We start from the raw sequence: 24,044 nt of genomic DNA, 5'->3' as shown, positions 1-24,044 counted from the left end.
CAGTTGACGTAGGGAAGTATGACTTGGGACCTGCGGATTTGACTACTATGCACCAGCGAACCAATCAGCCCCCCAGTGAAGGTACCTTCAATGTCCTTCTAGGAACGGTATATATTTCAAAATAACAGCAATCCCCCGGCCGACGGGTTGCCGGAAACGGGGGATTACTGATTCCTATTTATGGATCAAAGCATTCAAGACAGGGAAGCGAGCAGACTCTTCTGACCGGTGAGGAAGCTCATCATCGCCTCCTGCACCTCCCACAACAAACCTTGTGCTTGGTTCTTATTATACTCATTCAGCGCAGAAATCCCCTGGCTCATGGATTTCTCCAGTCCGGAACAGAGCTTCTGTGCTTCAGCCGGAAGTCCCGGCTCCAGTGCTTTGACCGCTTCGTACCAATGCATATGAATAGTACTAATGTCTGTAGTATCCACCGCTTTACCCGGCCCGCTTAATTCGGACGCGGACAAGCTGCTGAGCTCACCCAGCAGCTTCCCGCTGGCCGCGAAGTAGTTGTTCACAGTCTCAGCCTTTCCGGTATAGACGGCTTTCTCCGCAGCAGGGAGCGATACTTCCCTGACATAAAGCTCAATACCTTGGTTCTTCAGACCGCTGCTGAGCAGCTTGGCCTGCTCACGGTCTGGCGACATCCCGGCATACACCCGGTTGCCGTCCGTGGGATCAAGACCGGCGGCAAGCCCCGCCGTCAGGAGTTCCTGACGTGCCTGCTCCGCCCCCTCCGGAGTACTGAACACACCGTACTGCAGGAGATAATAAGTCTGCGCTGCCACCTGCACCGGTATGTAGTTCACTCCAGCCTTCCCGCTCGTATCCTGCGGCAGTACGGCCGCTGTATCCTTTTCACCCGGAACGACGGCTGGGTTCGCACTTGGAATGTCAGAATTGCCTGTAAGGCTTCCGCCGCCTATAAAAGACAATGCTGCGTAGCCAAGCAGTATGCCTATCCCCAGTGCTCCGGCAATGGAAATGGCAAGTTTCCACCAATAGGAGGGACGCCGGGTATGGTAGGAACCCCCGTAATCCCTTCCCGGCATGGAAAGATCACCATAAGCTTCAGACTCTGTTGCCCATTCTGGACCATAGCTGCGTTCCCCTAGCCTCCTGTCTTCATGCTCATGTACTGGAGCAATAGCAAATTGTGGTTCCTGTTCCCATAAATCAAGCCTTGAATCGGGTTGGAGAAACAATGGCCGCGGTTCTTCGTATATCCCGGTTCCATCACGCTTCCGCTCTATTTCCGTGTAATCCCTGGCAGTACCAAGCCCTGCTCCTGCCCTGTGCTCGATTGACCCTGGCTTTCTGGTGTGATCCACGTCAAACTTGAAAGTCATTCTTCCGTTATTCAAAGCACACACCTCACTATCGTCTATTCTATAAGGAAATATATGATAGACGAGAGAAGGATATGCTATTTTGATATAATTACATTCATTATCTTTAGTGTAGACTCAGACCAAACGCAGGAGTTTCGTGCGTACACTTTCGGCCTCATAATTGGCAAGCAGGGTTTGATAAGCTTGATCCGCAAGCGCTATTCCGCGTTCAGGATGCTGAAGAAGCTGAACCACATTGTCCGCAAAGGTTGCGGGATCATCGGCGATCATAATATTCCGGGAATGTTCATAGAGCAGTCCTTCTGCACCTTTCGTGGTTGAGACGACGGGGGTCTTCAGCGCCCAGGCCTCCAGAATTTTCAGGCGGGTACCGCTCCCTTCTAATAAGGGGGCAATGACAACCTGAGCTTTGCGCACATAATCCGCAACACTATCAACATAACCGGTGATCACAATCGAAGGATCATTGTCAGCCAATGCTGCGACCTCCGGGTGCACATCCCTGCCTACGATGTACCACTTGATCCCCGGCACCTTCAATTTGATGAGCGGGTAAATCTCGCGGTTGAAATAGGCTGCTGCGTTAACATTCGGAAAGTAGTTCATATTACCTGGTAAAATAATCCATTTTTCTTTGAGACTTTTCACGTTAGCCTGGTAGTCACCCATACGTATAAAGTTGGGAATCACATGGACCTTATGTGAATTTCCGAGAGATAGTGATTTGAACGCCAGGCCATCCTGCTCCGATGTGGTTAGCAGCAGATTCGTCTTGTCCATCAGCTTGAGCTCATCCCGCTTCGTCCATACTGCATTAAGGGTATAAAACAGCTTTGCAGCCCCCTTCTTCCCGGCAGCCAGCTGTCCGGAGAGTCCGCTCTCGAAATTGTGGGCATCCGTCGTAATTACGGCATCTGGCAGTGCTTGACGAACGATATCAATGCAGCTTCCCAGCAGGCTATGGGATATGAAAATATGGCTGTAGCTGTTCTCACGGCACAACTCCGTGATCTTACTGCGCATGTCTACGTCCGCATGACTCATATAGGAACTGTTGCGCCATTTATATAGCGAACGGAGCATGGCTTTGCGGTAATTCATGGTTCGTTCTACTTCATATATTGCAAGTCCCGGAGTTTCCTCCTTTTCTGCTGAAGACCTTGTATTGCTGTAAGTAAGCAGATCCACATCATATTTGACCAGTAAAATATTCAGGATATTGCCAGTTCTCAGCTTGCCGCCGCTGTCCTGGGGAAAAGGATTCTCGGCGGATATGAACAGTAATTTCTCCCTCATTCTGATTGTCTCCTACTCTCCTATAGTCTATATCTATCTATGTGTTTAGGATATATTACCCCAAACTGCATCGTTTTTTTGTCGTTTCATGTATTTTCCAAAAATAATTTCAAAAATATGGATTTCCACACGAAAAAGCGCTCCTGACCCGGCTGAGGTGAAGGAACGCTCCTGTTATTCTCATTATGCAGATTTATGGACTACCGGCTGCTTCACAGCTTCGTACCACTCGATTTCTTCCTTGCTGCTTGGCTTGATACAACGCCGCATCGCTCAGTCTGTACAATGTGTTCAAAGATGCCCGCTCCCCCGGGTAGACCGTGATGATTCCGATACTCACGGTGTATGGCATCGGAACGCCATCAATCACCGCATCCAGTACACAGCGGCGCAGTTGTTCAGCGGTGTTGCCGCTGGCTTCCTCATCCGCGCAATGCAGCAGTACAGCAAATTCCTCACCGCCAAATCTGCCGAACAGATCGCTACCGCCAAGCTGGCCTTGTATTTTGCGGGCAAAATTCCCAAGCACCTTATCTCCGGTATCATGTCCATAGGTATCATTCACCTTTTTGAAATGATCGATATCGAGCAATAGAAAAGAAAAAGGCATATTCCCTTTGGCCGAACCGGCAATCCTGTTGCGGGCCCGCTGTACGAATGCCCTCCGGTTAAGAATACCGGTCAGTTCATCGTAAGTGGCGACCCGTTCCAGCTCCGCATAGGATTGTTCGCGGGACAGGAGCATGAATCCTGAAGTTCCCAGAAACATCAGCAAATAAATACCGATATAGTACAAGGTTTGAAGGAAGTCAGGTATGAAAGAGTTACCAGCCGACGGTGTAGAGAACGTGAAAACTGCCTGCCCCAGCAAAATCAGGATCACTATTCCGTAGAGCAGGCCCATCATTTCCTGCAACGGTGTTTTTTTGCCTTTTACGCTTAAAATGTAGACGGGATACACTATAAACAACACCCCGGACAGACTTGCCAAGGGGATATTCATCGGCCGGTCAGGAAACAGGATATACATAAGAATCAGGGCAAACGCAGATAACCCTGTCAGGGAAAAATAATAGCTTTTGACCCGGCCCGAATAGGCACCCAGCAGCTTAAGCAGGGAGACAGCTTCCGCTGTACCCGCTGCCAACCCCAGGAGGATGTTAACCGGTAGAGTGAACCTTCGGTCCAGAAAAGGCTCAAGGATCAAGAGCAGTACGATGACCAGTTGAAGAAGCTTGGCCACCACAAACATTCGGGAGGCTTCATCCTTTGACCGTCGTGAACGGTAAGCTATTACAAGAAGCACTGTAAAAAAATTCCCGAAAAATAAACAAACCAGCAATGTCTTCAGATCCAGATGAACGGCTATCAAACTCACTCCTTGTTCATGGAATCGCAGGCGTGCCGGAGTCCCAGCCATTCTAACTGGAATGCACTACACAGTTTCGGCCTAACTGCTTCGCCTGATACAATGCCAGGTCACTAAGCTTATACAGCCTGTCCAGGCTAGTGGAGGAATCCGGAAGGACTGTGACGATACCAATGCTGACTGTGTACTCCCCGGGATACGTAAAGCTGGAGGCGCCCTCCTCAACAGCTTGCCTGAGCCGTTCAGCCTTGCGGCTGCTGCCCTCTTGGTCCAGTCCGCACAGCAGAACAGCGAATTCCTCTCCGCCCACTCTGCCAAACAAGTCATAGGTACTGAGATTATTCTGGATCGTGAGTACGAAATCCTGCAGAACTGCATCGCCAACGTCGTGGCCTTGTGTGTCATTCACTCTTTTAAAATGGTCAAGATCCAGCAGCAGCAGCGAGTAAAGCTCCTGTTGTTTTACTGCATACTGCAGCTTCTGTTCTGCTTTCTGCATAAAAGCCCTGCGGCCCAGAATACCGGTCAGCCCGTCATAAGTTGCCATTCTCTTCAACTTCTCATAGGCATGCTCATTGGATAACAGAATAAAGGAGGATGATCCTACGATCAGCAGAAAGAACATGCCCAGAAAATATAGATATTGTGGCAGGTTGGGCGACAGTGCCCCCATACCGGGATCCAGAAATAGCGCAGCCATAGACCGGATCAGCATCGCCGCCGCAAAAATGTAAAATATGAAGCCCAACATTCTCTGCAATGGGGAGCCTTTGCGGTTAGCCGTCAAACGGAAGGCGGGATAAATCACAAACAAAACCACCCACAGCGATGTGGTCGCGACCCTTATATTCGGTCTGTTAAAATAAAGCCCAACTATTCCGTAACTGATCACACTACAAACCGAAAGGGTCCAATAATACAACTTAGCCCCGCGTCCCAGCAGACCCATCATCAGAAGAAGCGCAGCAATCTCCAATCCTCCCCCGGCAAGAATAAGAGCGTTGCTGAGCGGGATTGCCAGATAACGCGGCACCGTATCCCATAGCAGGAACGAGGACCAATAGGCCACTTGCAGCCATTTCGCTGCTATAAAAAGGGCGGAAGCCTTGTCTCTGGATGAATCCAGACGATAGAAGCTGGTCAGTAAGGCAATAAATAGATTTCCAAAAATAAATAGGTATAACAGTGTTCGAATATCAAGCTCAAGTACCATTAGTCACACCACCATGTGCGCGGGAATAAATGAATGCATGTCCCATAACAAGCAGAAACGGCATAGCCGCTCCTTCAGTATAAAGAGCAGTATCCGTTTCTGTGTAAAATGTACAAATATTAGATTGTAGAATCGTGATTTACTTTTTTTTCAATTCCTCTGCAAGTGCATACCCAACCTTCCAAATGTCTCCTGCTCCCATCGTAATCACGAGATCGCCTGGAGCAATCCGGCCTTGCAAGTCAGCCAATACAGCTTCCTTCGTCGGCAGATGTCTTGCACTGGCATTGCTGTTCTGGATGATTAATTCTACCAGTTTGGCGGAACTTACGCCTTCAATCTGTTTCTCTCCGGCCGGTGAATAAATGTCAGTGAGTATCACTTCATCCGCTTCACTGAAAGCACGGCTGAAGGCATCCAGCAGGAAAAAGGTCCGTGTATAGCGCTGCGGCTGGAATACGGCAATAATCCTTTTACCCGTTGCCTTGGCTGCGCTGATTGTTGCCTGAATTTCTGTGGGATGATGGGCATAATCATCAATGACTAGAATATCATTGACCTCCCCAAGCACTTGAAAGCGACGTTTGGCCCCATGGAATTTCAGGATGGACTCTGCAATCGCCTGGAATGGAATTCCGGCTTTCAGACAAGCAATCACTGCCGCCATGGAGTTGTACAAATTGTATTTGCCTGGAATGGACAGCTCAATGCGTCCCAGTACCTCACTGCCAAAATTCATAGTATAGGCTACCTGGCGGTCACCTAATACGATGTCCGTCGCAATGTAATCCGCAGCCGCTGAATGAATACCGTAGGTAATGACGCTGCCCTTGACCTCAGGCAATAACGCGGTTGCTGTTTCGTCATCTGCACATACAATGGCCGTCCCATCCTCACGCATCTGGTTCATAAATTGAACGTAAGCAGCTTTCAGGCGGCCAAAATCGCCCCCGTAATTCTCCAGATGATCCGCTTCAATGTTCGTTACAATCCCCAGCCAAGGATGGTACTGCAGGAAGGAGCCATCGCTCTCATCTGCCTCGGCTACGACGAACTCCCCTTGTCCCGCTTTGGCATTCGTGCCGACATTCATAATTTCCCCGCCAATGATATAGGTAGGATCTACTCCGCAATCCTCCATAATCAGTGCAATCATGGAAGAAGTGGTGGTTTTGCCGTGAGCACCAGCAATAGCCACGCCCTTCCGTTCGTTCAGCAGCCGTGCCAGCATTTGCGAGCGGTGAAGGACCGGAATCTTGAGCCGCTCCGCTTCTACCCATTCCACATTATCACTTGAGAGGGCCGTAGAGTATACGACAAGGTCCGCGCCTTTTACCTGCTCGGCCGTATGTCCAATATATACTTTGGCACCTTTGGCTATTAATTTCTCGGTCAATTCCTGAGCCGCCACGTCGGAGCCCGTAACCGTATATCCCATTTCCAGCATTACCCGGGCAATCGCGCTCATACCATAGCCGCCGATCCCTATAAAATGCACACGTTCAGTAGTATCCAACAGTTCGTCACCAGCCTTTTTCAGAATTGGGTTGCCGTAAAAGCGTACTGCGCACATCAGAAATCAAATACAGCGTTCCGGAGACGACTGCAAGGTCTTTCTCCGCTGTGATCGACTGCAGAAGCTGCAGCGCCCGGCCCCAATCATGTTCTACTATGATTTTCAAATTATCCTTGGCATATTTCTCACGCAAACCCTCTGCGATAGCCTGCAGATCTTCTGCGTCCATTTTCTTCCGGAAATCCGGCTCGGTCAGGATGAGCGTATCCACTATAGGCAGTATATGCTTAAAGTATGACTCATGATGCTTATTTGCCAGCATCCCCATTAGCAAATTTAAATGTTCGTACTTATAAAACTGCGGCAAGCTTTTGGCAAGACTCTCCGCACCTTCGGGGTTATGAGCCCCATCCAGTACAATTCTAGGAGAAGTGTTCACTTCCTCCAGTCTTCCCGCCCAAAAGGTGCTGCGAAAGCCTTTCAGTACATCCTCGTCTTCCAGCATAAATGCCATGTATTGACGCAAGACCTCCAGCGCCATCATCGCTCCGGCTGCATTTCCGATCTGATGCTCGCCCTTCATAGCGATATCAAGCTCAAGCGACCTGAAAGGACCATGGAAGGTAAAAGACTGCATCCCCTCTGTCACTGAAGCGTTGCTGTAGCTGAAGTCTTCTCCGGCGAGATAGAGTGTAGATCTGCTGGCGGAGGCTTTTGCCTTGAGCACCGCTATCGCCTCCGGCTGGCTTACACAGCTAACCGCAGGAACACCCGGTTTGATGATCCCGGCTTTTTCCCCCGCAATCTCTTCCACAGTGTCCCCCAGAACATCGGTGTGATCGTGACCGACATTGGTAATGATAGACACAATCGGAGTGACAATGTTCGTTACATCCAGCCTTCCCCCAAGACCAGTCTCCCATACGACTACATCGGGATAACAGACTTCCGCATAATAGAGAATGGCCAGAGCGGTAGCGACTTCGAACATCGTAGGCGAACCCATCTCACTCTGTGCAATCTCTTCGACCAGCGGATGCAGCTTGTTCGCAAGCTCTGTCAGCACCTCTTCAGGAATATCCGCTCCATTATACTGAAAACGGTTCGTGAATTTGGTGATGTAAGGGGACGTGAAGGTTCCTACGCTGTACCCGCTGTTCAAGAGCACGCTGGTCAAAAAAGCGCAGGTCGAGCCTTTGCCGTTCGTACCCGCCACATGAATGAATTTCAGCTTACGCTGAGGCTGGCCCAGCAGCTCCATCAGACGTTCAATCCGTTCCAGACCCGGACGGATGCCAAAAGGAATCAACCCGTTAATCCAATCCACTGCTTCTGTATAAGAACTTAAGGGAGCGGTTCCGCCGCTCCCGATCCACTCATCCATAGTCGTTTATCCTCTCAGCTCTGCGATGCGGGCCAGCACTTTTTCACGTTTGGCAGAGTAATCAGCCTGCTTTGCCCGTTCCTCTTCGATGACTTTAGCCGGTGCTTTGGCGACAAAGCCCTGATTGCCAAGCTTCTTCTCCACGCGTTCTACTTCGCTGTTTAGGAGTTCCACTTCTTTTTCCAGACGGATAATTTCCTGATCGATATCAATCAGACCGGCCAGCGGCAGCAGAAGCTCTGCTCCCGTAATCACAGCGGACATGACCTTATCCGGCGTGCTTGGCTCAAGTCCAGCTTCAAAAGAAGAGGTATTGCAGAAGCGCCCAATGTAATTTTCATTTTTGGTGATGATGCTCAGGGTTTCCTCGCTGGAAGCTTTAATGATCAGCTCCACTTTTTTGCTCATCGGAACATTAACTTCAGCACGGACATTACGGACTGCACGGATCACATCCATCAGCAGATTCATTTCCGCCACAGCCTGCGGCTGCTCCAGGGAAGTTTCGTACTTCGGCCATTCGGCCAGAGTGATGGTATCCCCTTCATGCGGCAGATGCTGCCAGATTTCTTCGGTGATGAACGGCATGAACGGATGAATCAGACGCAGCGTACGGTCAAGCACATAAGCAAGCACCGATTGGGTCTTGGCCTTGGCAGCAGCATCCTCTCCATAGAGCGTAAGCTTGGAGAATTCGATGTACCAGTCGCACAAGTCATCCCAGATGAAGTTGTACAGGAGACGGCCAGTCTCGCCATACTCGTATGCGTCAATTAGACGCGTAATATCGCGAGAAGTTTCGTTCAGACGATGTAAAATCCAGCGGTCTGCTGTCGAAAGCTCACCTGTAATGTCAATATTTGCAAAGCTCACGCCTTCCAGATTCATAAGCGCAAAGCGTGAGGCATTCCATATTTTATTGGCAAAGTTACGAGCCTGCTCTACCTTCTCTATACGGAAACGAAGATCCTGGCCCGCCGTGATCCCCGTAGAAATCATATAGCGCATGGCATCTGCACCATATTGTTCAATAACATCCAGCGGATCAATCCCGTTGCCGAGGGATTTGGACATTTTGCGTCCTTCAGCATCGCGTACCAAACCGTGCATGAATACATCGGAGAACGGCTTTTGACCGGTGAATTCAAGCGCGGAGAAGATCATGCGTGCTACCCAGAAGTAAATGATGTCATAGCCGGTAACCAGCACATTGTTCGGATAAAAGCGCTGATAGTCGCTGCTGCTCTCATCCGGCCAGCCCAGCGTGGCAAACGGCCACAGGTTAGAGCTGAACCAGGTGTCCAGAACGTCCTCATCCTGCTTCAGGTCATCAAGACCGCTGATTTCGTGGGCTTCTTCTTCGGTATAGGCTACAAACACTTCACCCGTAGACTCTGAGTACCAGGCAGGGATGCGGTGTCCCCACCACAATTGACGGGAAATACACCAGTCACGCACATTTTCGATCCAGTTCAAATAGGTCTTCTCAAAACGTTCAGGCACGAAGTTGACGCCTTCACCATTCTTCTGTGCAGTAATGGCGGCTTCAGCCAGCGGCTGCATTTTTACAAACCACTGGGTGGACAGATAAGGCTCAACTACGGCTCCTGAACGTTCACTGTGTCCAACCTGGTGTATATGGTCTTCAATGGAAACCAGGACGCCCTGTTCCTTGAGGTCCGCAACGATATTCTTGCGGCATTCACTGCGGTCCTGACCTTGATATGGACCCGCTTCCCCATTCATGGTTCCGCTCTCGTCCATCACATTAATCTGTGGCAGGTTGTGGCGCAAACCTACTTCAAAGTCATTCGGATCATGAGCTGGTGTGATTTTCACCGCTCCGCTTCCGAAGTCCTTCTCCACATAGTCGTCGGCAATAATCGGAATCTCACGGCCAATGATCGGCAGAATCAGGGTTTTGCCAATAAGATCTTTATAACGTTCATCCTTGGGATGTACCGCCACCGCTGTATCGCCAAGCATCGTCTCCGGACGCGTGGTCGCTACAGTAATGAAGCCGCTGCCGTCTTTAAGCGGGTAACGAAGGTGATACAGATGTCCGTTAACTTCCTTATATTCCACTTCGATATCAGACAAAGCCGTACGTGCGGCCGGGTCCCAGTTAATAATCCGTTTCCCGCGGTATATCAAGCCTTTGCGGTACAACTTGACAAATACCTGCCGCACCCCACTGGACAATCCTTCATCCAGCGTAAACCGCTCGCGTGAATAATCCAGGGACAAGCCCATCTTGGCCCACTGCTCATGAATCGTCTCCGCATATTGATCCTTCCAGGCCCATACCTGCTCCAGGAACTTTTCACGTCCCAAGTCATGCCGGGAAATGCCCTGCTGGCGCAGCTTCTGCTCCACCTTGGTCTGGGTAGCAATACCCGCATGGTCCGTTCCAGGCAGCCATAGCGTATCGAAGCCCTGCATCCGCTTCGTGCGGATCAGAATATCCTGCAGTGTGAAATCGAGCGCATGCCCGATATGCAGCATACCCGTCACATTCGGCGGGGGAATAACAATACTATAGGCTTCCGCTTCCGGGCGTTTGCCGGCTTCGAAGAAGCCATGCTCCATCCAGTATGCATACCATTTCTGCTCTGCCGCCTTCGGATCGTATGTGGTCGGCATATCGCTCTGTTTGCTGCCCGGCGCCTGCGGCTGTGCGGTATCCTGCAAATCAGGCAGCTCAGCCGTTTTGTTCTTGTGATCAGCCATTGTTGAACCCTCCATTTGAATAGCATGTTATAAAAAGAACGGTCAGCCGCCCTCTGAAAGAAGGGGCACCCGTTTCCTGGGTATATAAGGACTCTTTATAGCGTGAAGCATATAAATCCTTATATTTAAACACAAAAAGACCCTTCGTCTCAAAGGACGAAAGGTCATTCTTTCGCGGTACCACCTTTGTTTCGCACTATACAAAAATAAACCTTCGCCCCGGTTCCTCACGGTTCCGAAAGCTTAGCGCGACACTCATGCAGATAACGGCTGCGTCCGGCCACATCCTACCCTGTGCATCATATCTGCGCAGCAGGCTTAGAAGGGCGACTCCGGGGCGACTTCGGGGGCTGCATCCTGCGGAAGTTCACAGCAATTACATCTTCCGCTCTCTGAAGGGCTGACCGCCTACTCTTCCCGTTCCCAGTCTTTCGCTTTTACTTAATCCCATAATACATTCAGGACTATTCCTAGTCAACCAGCATATGCACAAACTGCGGGTCTTATACCATGTTCCGCGCCAATACAAAAATCCCGGCCATATTCGGCCGGGATTCCTATTAGAGCTTGGTTCAGGGAATGTAAAGCACCTGACCCTCCTCCACGTTCTGTCCGGTGAGGCGGTTGTACATCACCAATTCCCTTGCACTTAACTGATATTTCTCGGCAATCGTGTCGAGTGTTTCTTCCCGCTGGACAATGCAGAGCCGGACTTTGCGGAATAAATCCGCGCTGCCCCGGCCCCCGATGAACCGGCTCTTCCATTCTGTATTATTGCCGGCATCTGAAGCTGCTGCTGGAGGAGCCAGCTCCTGGGCGCGCTGGTCCTCCTGTTCCTTGCGTGAACGGCTGGAGCTGAGCAGGGAAGAGAATGTAAGATGCTCCCGCTCCTCTTCCTTCTGTTCTTTCTTGCTGCCAAGGCCAATCTTCAGATCAGGTTTCTCCTCAGTTGCAGGCTCGACATCAGGGGCTGCAAATGCCCCATTGTTCTCCTTCTCCGGCAAGGATTCCGCTTCCGATACGGATTTAGCTTCATTCTCCGCTTCAGCCGGTAAGCTTGCTGCGTTCTCAACAGCTTCCTGGAGGTGTGAAGGCTCTTCCCGATCCACAGAATGGATTTCTGCAACCGGTCCGCTCGCCATAGACTCCCACACCTCCGCATTGCCCGCATTATCTGAATGGGCATCGAGACTGTGGGTCCGTACCTTGGGTTCCTTGTCCTTTTGCTGCGGCTCGGAAACCGCAGCAGGCTGAGTGTATCCCGATTCTTCCGGAAACACTGGATTTGACCCAAGAGCAGGAGCTTCCACAGCGGCAACATTGCCATGTCCGCTTCCTTGATCGTGTGCAGGGATATCCGTCGCTCCTTCACCATAGGTCCAGAGCGAATTCTCATAGAGTGCATCATTTTCACGTTCACGCTTGTCAGCAGGAGCTTCCTGTAGCTTCTCCTCGTCGTCGGCAGAATAAGCTACTGTATACTCTTCCTGCTGCCAGGCCGGCTGCGCATCACCACTCCCGATTCCGCGGAGGGAAAGTACACCTGTGATATTGACCGTGCGCATCGTAAGCAGGTCAATATCAAAGTTCTCGATCTCCACCCCTATGTCTTCAAGCGAGCTGACCCGGGTCAGCGGAACTGTGATTTCTACGGGAATCGCATGTTCCAGACGCTGGGTCCGGTCATCTTCTCCGCGGTAGAGTCCGGTAAGCAGCAATTGGCCGTACAGCTCGGCACGATCCTCCCGCTGAATTACCTGGATATCCGGAATCAGCTCAACCTCTTCCAGCTCAGCGATTCCCGGAAGTTCTGCAGGCAGATGAATGCGTTCATAAATATCAAACCGCAAGCCATGGGACTGGTCAAACACGGGAAATGTCCTCCTTCTTGGCATAATCTAACCCTGAGACAAGCCCAGAGCATAAGCCCAAAATGTTACTCCCCTCATGTATATGCTTAAATCCCTTAGGCATGACAACTTTGGACACAGCCTCGGTGATTAGAGAACGCCTTCTCCTTAAGCCATTTGGGTACCCTGGAATATATCCATCGTGACGAACAAAATATTATATGAACAGCTCCCGGACCGAGACATGGATAAATGACAAACTTTCTATAAATAACTTTTTATCACAACTCCAAATTTCGGTTATAATCGGTATAACTCCTGAAAGGAAGTCAACGTTATGTCCAAAGCAAGGGTATTTGACCTTTTTCTATTTACCGCCTCTGTGGCCATCGCTTTCAGTGCGAGGCACGCTGTGGTGTTAGACCATACATACTTCACGGCTCTGTTATTATACTGGGCTTTCTCCAGTTTCTATTATCAATTGCGTATTGTGACCCGAAGCGGCAACTCCAATATAGATTATGCGATCAGTTACACCTCGTCATTCGGGATTTTTGCAGGGCCTCTGGGGACGTTTCTGTTCGAGGTGCTGTACCGGTTTACCGTGTTTATCTATAAAAAGAAGACCAAAACCGCAGACCCCGGAGAATTCCTGGACACTTTCTACAATATCGGTTCTTTCACGATTGGCGGCTCGGCGGGATACTACCTCTACACTCTGCTCCATCCTTATGCCGCTCATGTGCCTTTGGGCTACTGGCTGCTGTTTCTCCTGGTAGTCTGTGTGACTACGCTGGTGTCCTCGAGTTTCCTGACAATTACCTTTGCACTCTCAGGTGATATCACCACCCGCAAAGAAGCCATCAACCTTCTGCTACGCAGCAGAAATCTGTTGGACTTCAGCAAGGTGGCATTGACCAATGCCTTGCTACTGCGTCTGCTCCTGATGGGAAAGTGGGAAATGCTCATAGCGCTCTTCATGCTGAACTATATCGTGAGCATCTCCTTCTATTCCAAATCCCAAAGCGCCCAGCATAAATTTGAACGGGACAAATTTGAGCAGATGGCCTACCGTGACTTTTTGACCGGAGTCTTCAACCGTGCTCATATGGATAAAATGATGAAAGAGTTGAACCACAGCGGGGAATGCATTGGTATCGTTGTGGCGGACCTGGACCGGTTCAAAAAAATCAACGATACCTACAACCATGCCGTCGGCGACCGGGTGATCATCCACTTTGCCAATACGCTAAATTCACATATGCAGGAAGAGGACATTCTGTTCCGCAGCGGGGGTGAAGAATTCACCATGTTCCTTAGGCATAAATCTTTCGAAGATTGCTATGCGCAGATTCAGGGGATTCTTGACACCATTACCGGACACAGCGTCACCGCGGAGTATGAGGACGAGCGGATCCAGGTGGTGTATTCAGCTTCCTTCGGGCTCTATTATTACAAGGCGGAAGCCGGTCAGAAGACCTCTATGGAAAAGGGATATGTATATGCCGATCAGCTGCTTCTCGAATCCAAAAGGCTGGGCCGCAACCGGCTGTCTTACAAAAATGAGCTTGAATCCTAAACTGAAAGTATGTAAGTAACGGCTGCGCTGTCCTTCGCTGGACAGCGCAGCCGTTTTGAGTATAAGGTTGTCCCTCAAGCTGCAGCCGACCACCGGATGAAGCAGAGGTTCCACCGCCTGCTTCATCTAAAGCTGGGCCGCATTAAAGGTATCGCCGCCTTCAATAGTACCGGAATCGAAGCCCTTGTAGAACCAGCGCTTCCGCTGCTCCGAAGTGCCGTGGGTGAAGCTGTCGGGTACCGCATAGCCTTGAGCCTGCTTCTGGATCGTGTCATCTCCGACCGCGCTCGCTGCCGTCAGCGCCTCATCCAGATCTCCCTCTTCCAACAAATTCATCCCCTGGGCATGCTTGGCCCAGACACCAGCCAGGTAATCGGCCTGGAGCTCAAAACGCACCTGGTATTTATTATATTCTTTCTCGCTCAAGCTCTGACGGAGCGAGTCCAATTTCTTCGTAGTGCCCAGCAGCGTCTGCACATGGTGTCCCACTTCGTGGGCAATCACATAGGCCATAGCAAAATCCCCCGGGGCCTTGAACCGCTGCTGCAACTCGTCATAAAAGCTGAGGTCAATGTACAGTTTGGCATCACCTGGGCAATAAAACGGCCCCACTGCTGAAGTTGCCGTGCCGCAGGCCGAATCTACACTGCCGCTATAGAGCACAAGTGTTGGATCTGTGTAAGTCTTCCCCTCTTCCTGGAAAACCCCCGTCCACACCTCCTCCGTATCCGCCAGCACAACAGATACAAAGTCCGCCAGCTCCTTCTCCTGAGCCGTTTGTTCATAAGGTGCGGAAGTATTGGTGCCGCCGGACGAGAGGCCTCCAAGAATATCTCCGACATTTCCACCACTGAGCAGTGTCACTATTACAACAATGATGATGCCACCTATTCCGCCACCGATCATTTTCCCGCCTCCGCCCATTCCACGGCGGTCCTCCACATTTGAGCTTCCTCTTCTGCCCTGCCACTTCATGATGTATCCCCCCGTCATATATGCATCGTCTATTCTCATGCAAGCGAATCCTATTCCTATTAGTGTTATACCCAAAATCCGTTAGCTTGCTTATCATCGCAGCAGCCAGTTTCTTACATGCAGTTGGCTTTCTGTTTCCATCCGGGTTAAAAAGCTTTTGGTCTTGTAGTTCAAGGCGTCACCCTCTACGACGGACTTGAATATGCTGTTGCATTGTTTGTTCCAGAAATTTAAGCTCCGACACTAAAAAGGAGGCTGATGGCATGACAAGCGCTGATCCTGTATATCAGATTTTGAAAGTATTTGATCAAGAGATGGAGCCCGTACACCAGCAAGCAGGAGTGGACCCAAGAGATTTCCAAACGGTGCTGAAGCATATTCATGAAGCCGGCTATATCTCTGCCGGTAAATTGACTCAAGCGGGTCAAAGCTACATTCAGGCGTATGAACGCAGGCTCTCTGAATAGCACGAAACGCAGCAGAATCCACTTTAGGTACCACTCGAACAGTAATCCGTTTAATGTGCCATAACATGAATAAAAGCCCCGCAAAGCTGTGCCGGAGCGCAGCCTTGCAGGGCTTTTGACTTAATTATTAGAGTACACATGATATGCTGAACCACGAGAACAGCATGAGTCTGGACCTTATCGAACAGTCATGGTCCTCACAGGACACTTATGGCTTCCGCCCCGGTGCCAGTTGTTCACGCAAATGCAGCATATCTTCAGGCCACGGATCGGCTACTTCCAGCTGTTCTTTGGTCCATGGATGACTGAATGCAAGCCGTTCCCCATGCAGTGCCTGTCTTCCGGTTCCGCTGGAATGGGAAAGTCCGCCTGCACTCCAGGAGGGTCCGCCGTACAAAGCATCCCCGAACAGCGGATGGCCCGCATGGCTTAAATGAACACGGATCTGATGCGTCCGCCCGGTTTCAAGCTGCACCTTAAGCACGGTACCGCCCTGCAGAACATCGCGGTCAATGATCCGCGTTACTGCATCCTGACCGCCTGGAGAGACCCGCCGGCGCGAAGCATGATGGCGGTCGCGGCCAATCGGGGCATCCACAACCTTCAGTCCGGGCGGCACGATGCCTTGGACGATCGCGGCGTACAGCCGAGAGACGGATTTGGCACGCATATCCTCGTCAAGTACGAGCTGTGCATACTCATTCTTCGCGTACATTACCGGGCCTGTTGTGTCCTTGTCCAGACGGTGAATATGGCGTACGGCCACTCCCCCGCCCGAAGCCGCATAATGTCCGGCAACTACATGATCCAGAGTGATCTCACTGCCGGTGCCGTCCGGGTGGACCGCCATACCCGCAGGTTTATGGACGACAAGGCAGAAGTCATCCTCGAACAGCACTTCAAGCGCCGCCCATACCGGCTCGATTCCTGCCTCACGAAAAGGGAACATTCTCAGACGCAGGCGGTCTCCCTTCCACTGAATACCGCCCTCGCGTTGCAATCTTGTATGAAGCTTAGCGGGCATGCCCGCCGTCTCCAGCAGCCACTTGTCAATGGCAGCCGCCGGATCTGAAGCAGAGGTAATCACCCGCCCTGGCATGGCTTCCAGCCATTCCCCGCGGCGTGTCCAGGACCCGCCGCCTGTCACGGATGACTCCTTCTCTGCCGTCACAGGGATTTCAAGGCCTGATAATGGGCCTCCAGCGTATCATCAATATCCTGCTCGCTATGCGCGGCAGAGACGAACATGCCTTCAAATTGTGATGGCGGAACACTGATGCCCTGATCCAGCATTTTGCCGAAATAGGTACGGAACCGTTCCAGATCACTGGCTTTGGCCGTATCGTAATTCGTCACCGGGCCTTCGGTGAAGAAAGGGCAGACCATGGAACCGACACGGTTAACTGTGAGCGGGATACCCGTCTCGGCCGCATTGCGCTTTAGTCCAGCTTCCAGACGCGCACCGAGAATCTCCAACCGATCATACACCTCCGGTGTCAGGAGGTTAAGGGTTGTCAGACCCGCTGCCATCGCCAGCGGATTACCACTGAGTGTCCCCGCCTGATAGATCGGGCCGGTTGGGGCAATCTGCTCCATGATTTCTCTTTTGCCGCCATAGGCGCCTACCGGAAGGCCTCCGCCAATTACTTTGCCGAAGCAGGTAAGATCCGGCTCCATGCTGAACAGTCCCTGGGCACAGCCCCGGTTCACCCGGAACCCGGTCATTACTTCATCAAAAATGAGCAGCGCGCCATAACCTGTAGTCACCTTGCGCAGACCCTCCAGAAATCCCGGAAGCGGAGGCACGACGCCCATATTTCCGGCAATCGGTTCTACAATTACAGCAGCAATCTCGTTGCCGAAGCGTTCGAAGGCGATTTTGACCCCTTCCAGGTCATTGTAAGGCACAGTGATCGTATTCATGGCCACGCCTTCAGGCACACCAGGACTATCCGGCAATCCAAGTGTAGCCACACCCGAACCGGCTTTGATCAGCAGACTGTCCGCATGTCCATGGTAAGAGCCTTCGAACTTGAGGATTTTGCTGCGTCCGGTATAGCCCCGCGCCAAGCGGATCGCACTCATTGTGGCTTCTGTACCGGAATTGACCATGCGTACGATATCAACCGAATGAACTCGTTCCACCACAGTTTTGGCCATTTCTGTCTCCAGCAGTGTCGGTGCGCCAAAGCTTGTCCCTTTGACTGCCGTCTCCTGCAGCATCTTGACCACTTCAGGGTGGGCATGGCCCATAATCAGCGGACCCCAAGAACAGACATAGTCAATAAAGCTGTTGCCGTCGATATCATAAATGCGTGAACCCGCGCCGTGATCTACATAAATTGGGGTCAGCCCCACGGATTTGAACGCCCGTACCGGACTGTTCACACCTCCAGGGATGTACTGTTTAGCCTCGTCAAAAGCCTTGCGGGAAGCCTCTTCCCGCCGTGCCAAAGGCAAATTGCTCATTGTCACCACTCCTGTCCAGTTCATATTGTGCAGCTTGAATTACAACGATAAACCGGAGCAGGCGGTGGCCTTCTCCGGTGATAGACGATGGATACATTTAATGAAAAGTTCTGACCCGGCAGCCCCCAGGAGAGCAGCGTTCAGTCCAATTATCCGCGCAGCCATCGGGCTGCATCCTTGGCAAAATAGGTGATAATGATGTCCGCTCCGGCGCGTTTCATACCCGTCAGCATTTCGAGCACAACTGCCTGCTCGTCGATCCAGCCCTGTAGAGCCGCTGCTTTGACCATAGAATATTCACCGCTCACATTGTAAGCTACCAGCGGCAGATCGAACTGGTCACGGATCGTGCGGATCACATCCAGATAGGCCAGGGCCGGTTTTACCATCAGCATATCTGCCCCTTCCAGCACATCCGAATCCGCTTCCCGGATCGCCTCACGCAGGTTGGCCGGGTCCATCTGGTAGGTTTTGCGGTTTCCGAACTGAGGTGCGGAGTCTGCAGCTTCACGGAACGGACCGTAGAAGGCCGAAGCATATTTTACCGAATAAGACATGATAGGCACATGCTCAAATCCATTCTCATCCAATCCGGCACGGATAGCATGCACGAACCCGTCCATCATATTCGATGGAGCGATAATATCGGCACCCGCCTTAGCCTGGGATACCGCAGTACGTGTCAACAAATCCAGCGAAGCATCGTTAATCACATCGCCATGCACCACGCCGTCAACCGTATGGGTATGAACCATCCCGCAATGGCCGTGATCCGTGAATTCGCACAGACAGGTATCGGCAACCACGAGCAACTCGGGATACCATTTTTTAATCAGCCGTGTGGCTTCCTGCACGATGCCATCCTCAGCAAACGCAGAGGAGCCGACCGCATCCTTCGTTTCGGGAATCCCGAACAGCAGCACGGCTGGGATGCCCAGCGACGCGATCTCGTCCACTTCCGCCTTCAGCGTATCCAGGGAAAAATGATACACACCCGGCATCGAGCTGATCTCACTTTTCACACCTGTTCCATAGGTAACAAAAATCGGCTGGATGAAATCCAGCGTATTCAGGATCGTCTCCCGGACCATACCCCGAATTCCTGCTGTTCCGCGCAAACGGCGGTGTCTTGTAATTGGAAAACCCATAAGTATATCCTCCTGTACAGTAGATATATAAACACAAATAGAGTCGTGGATGCAGCATAAGAAGCGCTCTCACGCAAACCCGGATCATTTGGTAGTATTGTCTGAGCGTCAGCTAAATCGTTAGCTTGGAAAGGGGTGGCACAGCCTGTTAGCAAGAGCTCTCCAGCCCGCGGCAGACCTGCAGTCTGCCTCAACGTGCTGTCTATTTCAGCCTCGTGCTCTCATTCCAGTCGCAGAGCTCCCGTACCAGCGCTTCGATCGTCGCTTCTTCAGGAAGAAGTCCAGGTGTCAGCCCGACCTCTACGGCGGTTTGTTCAGTGACTGGACCGATACAGGCAATCTTGACGTTCGCCAGCAGCGGAAGGGGATCTTCAAGTCCCATACGCCGCAAAATACTGATAAAGTTGCGCACCGTCGAAGAGCTGGTAAAAGTAACCGCATGAATCCGTTTTTCTTCCAGCAGCTTGAGCAGCTCTATATCATCTTCACCCGTCACCACAGTTTCATAGGTGTCCACTTCGGTCACCTCCAGGCCGAGCTCCCGAAGCTTGTCCGGCAGCCACTCACGGGCCAGGTCGCCGCGCGGGAGCAGCACCTTCTGCCCCGGCTGCAGCCCAGGTCCGAAGGCTTCAAGCAGACCCTCTGCCTGGAAGCGTCCAGGCAGCTCTTCGGCCATCAGCCCGCGCTGCGCAAGCGCCGCGGCTGTGCCCGGGCCCACCGCGCCGATCCGGGCGCGGTGCAGCCCACGAACGTCCACCTTCAGCTCCGCCAGGTGGCGCCAAAAAAACTCCACGCCGTTCGCGCTTGTAAAGAATACGTAATCGTATTCTTCCAGCGCCGCCAGCGCGTCGGCAATAGCTGCCTTCTGCTCGGTGCCTTCGGGCATCCTCGTCTCAATAACCGGGAACTCGTAGGGCTCGCCGCCGAGCTCCTCAATCCGGTCCACCAGCTCGCTGGCCTGGCTGCGGGCCCGTGTAACCACTATGCGCTTGCCGAACAGCGGCAGCGCCTCTGCCCACATGAGCTGCTCGCGCTGCAGCACCACCTCGCCGACAACAATCACTGCCGGCGACTGGAAATCAGCCGCCTTCACCTTCGCCTCAATGTCGGCGAGCGTCCCCGTCAGCGTCTCCTGATCCGCACGTGTCCCCCAGCGGACAAGCGCCACCGGCGTCTCCGGCGGCCGGCCATGTTTGATCAGCTGGGAGCTGATATAGCCGATTTTGGCCACGCCCATCAAGAATACCAGTGTACCCGTTGCATTGGTTACTTTATCCCAGTGAATGGAATGATCCAGCTTATCCGGGCTTTCATGCCCTGTGATAATGGACAGCGAAGAAGCCATATCCCGGTGGGTGACCGGAATACCGGCATACGCCGGAACACTGATCGCCGAGGTGATCCCCGGCACAATCTCATAATAAATACCATGCCTGCGCAGCAGCTCGGCCTCTTCACCCACACGACCAAAAATTGTCGGGTCCCCGCCCTTCAGCCGGACTACCGTTTTGCCTTCCAGCGCCAAATCAACGAGCAGTTGGTTGATCTCCTCCTGCTTCATCGTATGACGATCCGGCAGCTTGCCTACATATATTTTTTGCCCGCCGGGCTTCATCCATTTCAGCAGTCTGGGACTGGCGAGACGGTCGTACACCAGTACATCCGCCTTCTTGATGCAGTCCAGCCCTTTAACCGTAATCAGCCTCGCATCCCCAGGTCCCGCACCAACCAGATAAACTTTCCCCTTCAATTCCCTCATCCCCTTGCATCCGCCAAAATCTGTTCCGCTCCTCTGGCGATAAGCTTTCTTGCCACCTCTTCACCCAGCTGTACAGGGTTATGCCCGCTGCAGGTTTCTTTGAGAATGACTGAACCGTCCGGCGTTCCCACCATTCCTGTCAATGTAATCAGCCTTGGGGAGTCAGAATTCGAAGCTTCAGCGTCCAGCANTGAGAATGACTGAACCGTCCGGCGTTCCCACCATTCCTGTCAATGTAATCAGCCTTGGGGAGTCAGAATTCGAAGCTTCAGCGTCCAGCACGGCAAAAGCGCCAATCGGCACCTGACAGCCGCCATTCAAAGCTCCCAAAAAAGTCCGCTCCGCCGCTACCGTAAGCGCGGTCTGCTCATCATTGTATAAGGCCAGTAGCTTGCGCAGATCGGCGTCATCCACCCGGCACTCTATCCCGAGTGCGCCTTGCCCTACAGCAGGCAGACAGATCTCCGGAGGCAGATAGGCTGTGACCCGGTCCTTCCAGCCCATCCGGGCCAGCCCCGCTGCCGCCAGCAGAATAGCATCATATTCACCGCTCTCCAGCTTGCGGAGGCGCGAGTCAATATTGCCGCGTACCGGCTCAATCTGAAGATCCGGCCGAAGTGCGGCAAGCTGGCTGGACCGGCGCAAGCTGCTTGTGCCTAAGCGCGCACCTTGCGGAAGATCTTCGAGTGCAAGCCCGCCGTTTGAAATCAGACAATCCCGGGGGTCCACACGTTTCGGAACCGCACCATTCATCAGACCCTCAGGCAGCTCAGAGGGCATATCCTTCATGCTATGTACAGCCATATCTATCTCATGAGCCAGCATCGCCTGCTCAATTTCCTTGACGAACAGCCCTTTACCGCCGACTTTCGACAGCGTCACATCGAGAATCCGGTCTCCCTTAGTTACAATCTTATGAACTTCAAAAGTAAACCCAAACCCATGCTCCTCGCTCAGCCGCTCCAGCTCGGCAATCACCTGTCCCGTCTGCGTGAGCGCCAGCGCACTTTGTCTGCTGCCTACCATAATCTTCCTCATATTTCATCCCTCCTGGTACCTGGTAACTGGCTCTGCCGTGATTCGCGCATGCACCTGCGTTTTATTCAACGCAGATTTCCATTTCATAGATCATGCATTCCTAATTTTCCTTAGCCTAATATCTTTCTCCAGCCTGCCGGCTTCCTTCATATTGCAGTGTCCCTGACTATGCTTCTAAATTCCGGGCAATCCAGTCTTCAATCTCGTCCTTACTCCACTCTATAAAGGTGCCCTGTCGCATCTCATTCAACACATCAACATCCCCCAGTCTGCGCAACAGCCGTCCGCGCTGATCAGGCGGCAACTCCCTGCGCTTGATCTCGGTCCTCAGGCTGTGCAACCAATCCAGATAAGGCTCATATTCTTCGCCCAATATCTCAGCCAGCTGCTCCGTGATCTTCGCAGCTGCCGACGGTCCCGCGCCTGAGGTCGACACGGCGACCGTCAGCCGCCCCCGGCGAAGCACGCCGGGGGTAATGAAGCTGCCAGCCTCAGCCCGGCTGGCTACATTTACCGGAAGGCCGAGGCTGCGCGCCTCCAAGGCCACCGCCTCATTCACCGCCGCATCATTGCTTGCGGCGTAGACCAGCACTGCCCCCTGTATATCACCGGGGGCATACGGGCGGCTGTTCCATCTTAGCCGCCCCGCTTCAGCCAAGGCGGCTAACGGCCTGGTCAGCGAAGGACTGACCAGAACTACAGCCGCCCCGGCTTCCATAAGTGCGCCTACCTTGCGCTCTGCCACCGCGCCGCCGCCAATGACAACCACACGCTGGTCCTGCAGATCCAGCATGACGGGAAAATACTTCACCATGCAGCCACACTCCTACTTCTGCCATGAACCCCTCTATCCTAACCATTTACATCAATATCCAGAACCCTTAATCCAATCTCAATTTTACTACTGCCAAGGCCGAATAGAATCCCTCAACACTATCATTCTTTTTTATACTTAACCTAGTCCGGCGTCCTGTCAACCTAAGTTCTGCTTCTTGTTATGGCTTTAAGCTATATCCAATTTACGTCCGCAATCCCTTCCACACCCGTTACTCCCTGTTCCACTTCTAACCTCCCCAGCCGTGGAATTCCGACCAGGAATTAAGCAGAAAGTTAAGAATAATGAATCCGTAGCCGGCAATGGCCCAGCGGGCCATGGAGGTGCCGCTGCGGCGGGCAGAGCGCTTGAGAATAATGTAGGCAATGTAAACCCCAAGCCCTAACAAGGTGGTTAACACTTTCGAATCCTGAAACAGTGGTGTCTGTCCTTCAGCAACAATCGACATTCCGGCCAGCACCAGTGAAGCCAGCAGAAGGGGAACCCCGGCCAGAATCGCAGTATATGAATATTTGTCCATGGTCTCCAGACTGGGCAGGCGGCGGATGCGGTCATCCCATTTCTTATGCTTCAGCCGTGTATGCAGGAACAGATACATTATGGCAAATACCGTTCCCAGTGTCAGTGCGGCAAAGCTCAGATTGGCCAAAATGATATGCATCGCCAGCCATCCGTGCACCGCACTCCAGCTCTGGAGGGTATGATCCTCGGCGGTCAACCAGAACCGGTTCAACAGAAAAACGCTAAACCCCGCCATGCTGAGCAGCAGAATCGTAAATTCTCCACCGCGGGTATAAGCAATCGCAAGTGAGGTCAGTACAATAATGAAGGAGAACCAGAACAGGAAATCATACGGTGTGAAAATTGGCAAGCCTTTCTCCTGAGAGAAGCGGATCGCCAGACCTGAGGCCTGCAATAGGCCAACAAAAACAAGAAGCCCTGTGCCCAGCCGCTTCCCGCCCGGATTCCGCTTAAGGCAATCCGAGAAAACAAACAGCAGGCTCAGGGCATATAGCAGCAGAGCTGTATCATATATTCCGTTCAGCAGTTGCATTAGG

Annotated in this window: 18 protein-coding genes and 1 pseudogene; 2 read left to right on the top strand and 17 right to left on the bottom strand. The window is 52.2% G+C overall.

Annotated elements, in window-relative coordinates; all coding sequences use genetic code 11:
• Positions 1 to 194 precede the first annotated feature (194 nt).
• From ACAN54_RS20845 to ACAN54_RS20810, 8 genes are all read right to left on the bottom strand, one after another.
• Positions 195 to 1,370 carry an SPOR domain-containing protein gene (locus ACAN54_RS20845; RefSeq protein WP_379159795.1) on the bottom strand — a complete coding sequence of 392 codons (1,176 nt, stop codon included), beginning with the start codon at positions 1,368 to 1,370 and terminating at the stop codon, positions 195 to 197.
• A 102-nt stretch (positions 1,371 to 1,472) separates the two neighbouring features.
• The gene (locus ACAN54_RS20840) at positions 1,473 to 2,654 is read right to left on the bottom strand and encodes a glycosyltransferase family 4 protein (protein ID WP_379159792.1); all 1,182 of its coding nucleotides are present in this window, start codon (positions 2,652 to 2,654) and stop codon (positions 1,473 to 1,475) included.
• Between the two features lie 193 nt (positions 2,655 to 2,847).
• A complete protein-coding gene (locus tag ACAN54_RS20835; protein ID WP_379159789.1) occupies positions 2,848 to 3,960 on the bottom strand; it encodes a GGDEF domain-containing protein in 1,113 nt (370 codons plus the stop codon).
• Positions 3,961 to 4,075: 115 nt separating this feature from the next.
• Positions 4,076 to 5,236, bottom strand: a complete 1,161-nt coding sequence (locus tag ACAN54_RS20830) for a GGDEF domain-containing protein (protein WP_379159786.1) — start codon at positions 5,234 to 5,236, stop codon at positions 4,076 to 4,078.
• A 139-nt stretch (positions 5,237 to 5,375) separates the two neighbouring features.
• Positions 5,376 to 6,752 carry a UDP-N-acetylmuramate--L-alanine ligase gene (gene murC / locus ACAN54_RS20825; protein WP_379159898.1) on the bottom strand — a complete coding sequence of 459 codons (1,377 nt, stop codon included), beginning with the start codon at positions 6,750 to 6,752 and terminating at the stop codon, positions 5,376 to 5,378.
• A gap of 7 nt (positions 6,753 to 6,759) precedes the next feature.
• Entirely contained in the window at positions 6,760 to 8,136 is a 1,377-nt protein-coding gene (locus tag ACAN54_RS20820) for a bifunctional folylpolyglutamate synthase/dihydrofolate synthase (RefSeq protein WP_379159783.1), read from the bottom strand.
• 6 nt (positions 8,137 to 8,142) lie between these two features.
• Positions 8,143 to 10,779: a valine--tRNA ligase gene (locus tag ACAN54_RS20815; RefSeq protein ID WP_379159895.1), complete on the bottom strand. Its 2,637-nt coding sequence runs from the start codon at positions 10,777 to 10,779 to the stop codon at positions 8,143 to 8,145.
• Between the two features lie 659 nt (positions 10,780 to 11,438).
• Entirely contained in the window at positions 11,439 to 12,737 is a 1,299-nt protein-coding gene (locus ACAN54_RS20810) for a LysM peptidoglycan-binding domain-containing protein (protein WP_379159780.1), read from the bottom strand.
• Between the two features lie 316 nt (positions 12,738 to 13,053).
• Here ACAN54_RS20810 and ACAN54_RS20805 point away from each other — a divergent pair, with 316 nt between their 5' ends.
• Positions 13,054 to 14,295, top strand: coding sequence for a GGDEF domain-containing protein (locus tag ACAN54_RS20805; RefSeq protein WP_379159777.1), 1,242 nt, complete (start codon positions 13,054 to 13,056; stop codon positions 14,293 to 14,295).
• Between the two features lie 126 nt (positions 14,296 to 14,421).
• Here the strand turns inward: ACAN54_RS20805 and ypfJ are convergent, their stop codons facing one another.
• On the bottom strand, positions 14,422 to 15,270 hold the full coding sequence (gene ypfJ, locus ACAN54_RS20800) for a KPN_02809 family neutral zinc metallopeptidase (protein WP_379159774.1): 849 nt from the start codon (positions 15,268 to 15,270) through the stop codon (positions 14,422 to 14,424).
• 263 nt (positions 15,271 to 15,533) lie between these two features.
• On the opposite strand from ypfJ, the gene ACAN54_RS20795 reads away from it, so the two are divergent.
• Positions 15,534 to 15,737, top strand: coding sequence for a hypothetical protein (locus ACAN54_RS20795; RefSeq protein ID WP_379159771.1), 204 nt, complete (start codon positions 15,534 to 15,536; stop codon positions 15,735 to 15,737).
• Between the two features lie 208 nt (positions 15,738 to 15,945).
• On the opposite strand, the gene ACAN54_RS20790 is transcribed toward ACAN54_RS20795, so the two are convergent.
• From ACAN54_RS20790 to ccsA, 8 genes and pseudogenes are all read right to left on the bottom strand, one after another.
• Positions 15,946 to 16,884, bottom strand: coding sequence for an RluA family pseudouridine synthase (locus ACAN54_RS20790; protein ID WP_379159892.1), 939 nt, complete (start codon positions 16,882 to 16,884; stop codon positions 15,946 to 15,948).
• A 20-nt stretch (positions 16,885 to 16,904) separates the two neighbouring features.
• On the bottom strand, positions 16,905 to 18,206 hold the full coding sequence (gene hemL / locus ACAN54_RS20785; RefSeq protein ID WP_379159767.1) for a glutamate-1-semialdehyde 2,1-aminomutase: 1,302 nt from the start codon (positions 18,204 to 18,206) through the stop codon (positions 16,905 to 16,907).
• Positions 18,154 to 18,303 carry a hypothetical protein gene (locus tag ACAN54_RS20780; RefSeq protein WP_379159764.1) on the bottom strand — a complete coding sequence of 50 codons (150 nt, stop codon included), beginning with the start codon at positions 18,301 to 18,303 and terminating at the stop codon, positions 18,154 to 18,156. Before ACAN54_RS20780 ends, hemL begins: the two co-directional genes overlap by 53 nt.
• 52 nt (positions 18,304 to 18,355) lie before the next feature.
• The gene (gene hemB, locus ACAN54_RS20775) at positions 18,356 to 19,354 is read right to left on the bottom strand and encodes a porphobilinogen synthase (protein WP_379159761.1); all 999 of its coding nucleotides are present in this window, start codon (positions 19,352 to 19,354) and stop codon (positions 18,356 to 18,358) included.
• Between the two features lie 202 nt (positions 19,355 to 19,556).
• Positions 19,557 to 21,104, bottom strand: coding sequence for a uroporphyrinogen-III C-methyltransferase (gene cobA / locus ACAN54_RS20770; RefSeq protein WP_379159758.1), 1,548 nt, complete (start codon positions 21,102 to 21,104; stop codon positions 19,557 to 19,559).
• A gap of 5 nt (positions 21,105 to 21,109) precedes the next feature.
• Positions 21,110 to 22,151 (bottom strand): annotated as a pseudogene (gene hemC, locus ACAN54_RS20765) (hydroxymethylbilane synthase).
• A gap of 166 nt (positions 22,152 to 22,317) precedes the next feature.
• Positions 22,318 to 22,965: a precorrin-2 dehydrogenase/sirohydrochlorin ferrochelatase family protein gene (locus tag ACAN54_RS20760; RefSeq protein ID WP_379159755.1), complete on the bottom strand. Its 648-nt coding sequence runs from the start codon at positions 22,963 to 22,965 to the stop codon at positions 22,318 to 22,320.
• Positions 22,966 to 23,215: 250 nt separating this feature from the next.
• Positions 23,216 to 24,040 carry a cytochrome c biogenesis protein CcsA gene (gene ccsA / locus ACAN54_RS20755; protein ID WP_379159752.1) on the bottom strand — a complete coding sequence of 275 codons (825 nt, stop codon included), beginning with the start codon at positions 24,038 to 24,040 and terminating at the stop codon, positions 23,216 to 23,218.
• Positions 24,041 to 24,044 lie beyond the last annotated feature (4 nt).

Source organism: Paenibacillus diazotrophicus, from assembly GCF_042610465.1.
The sequence above is the reverse complement of the archived record's forward strand: the minus strand, read 5'-3'. Positions and strand labels throughout refer to the sequence as shown.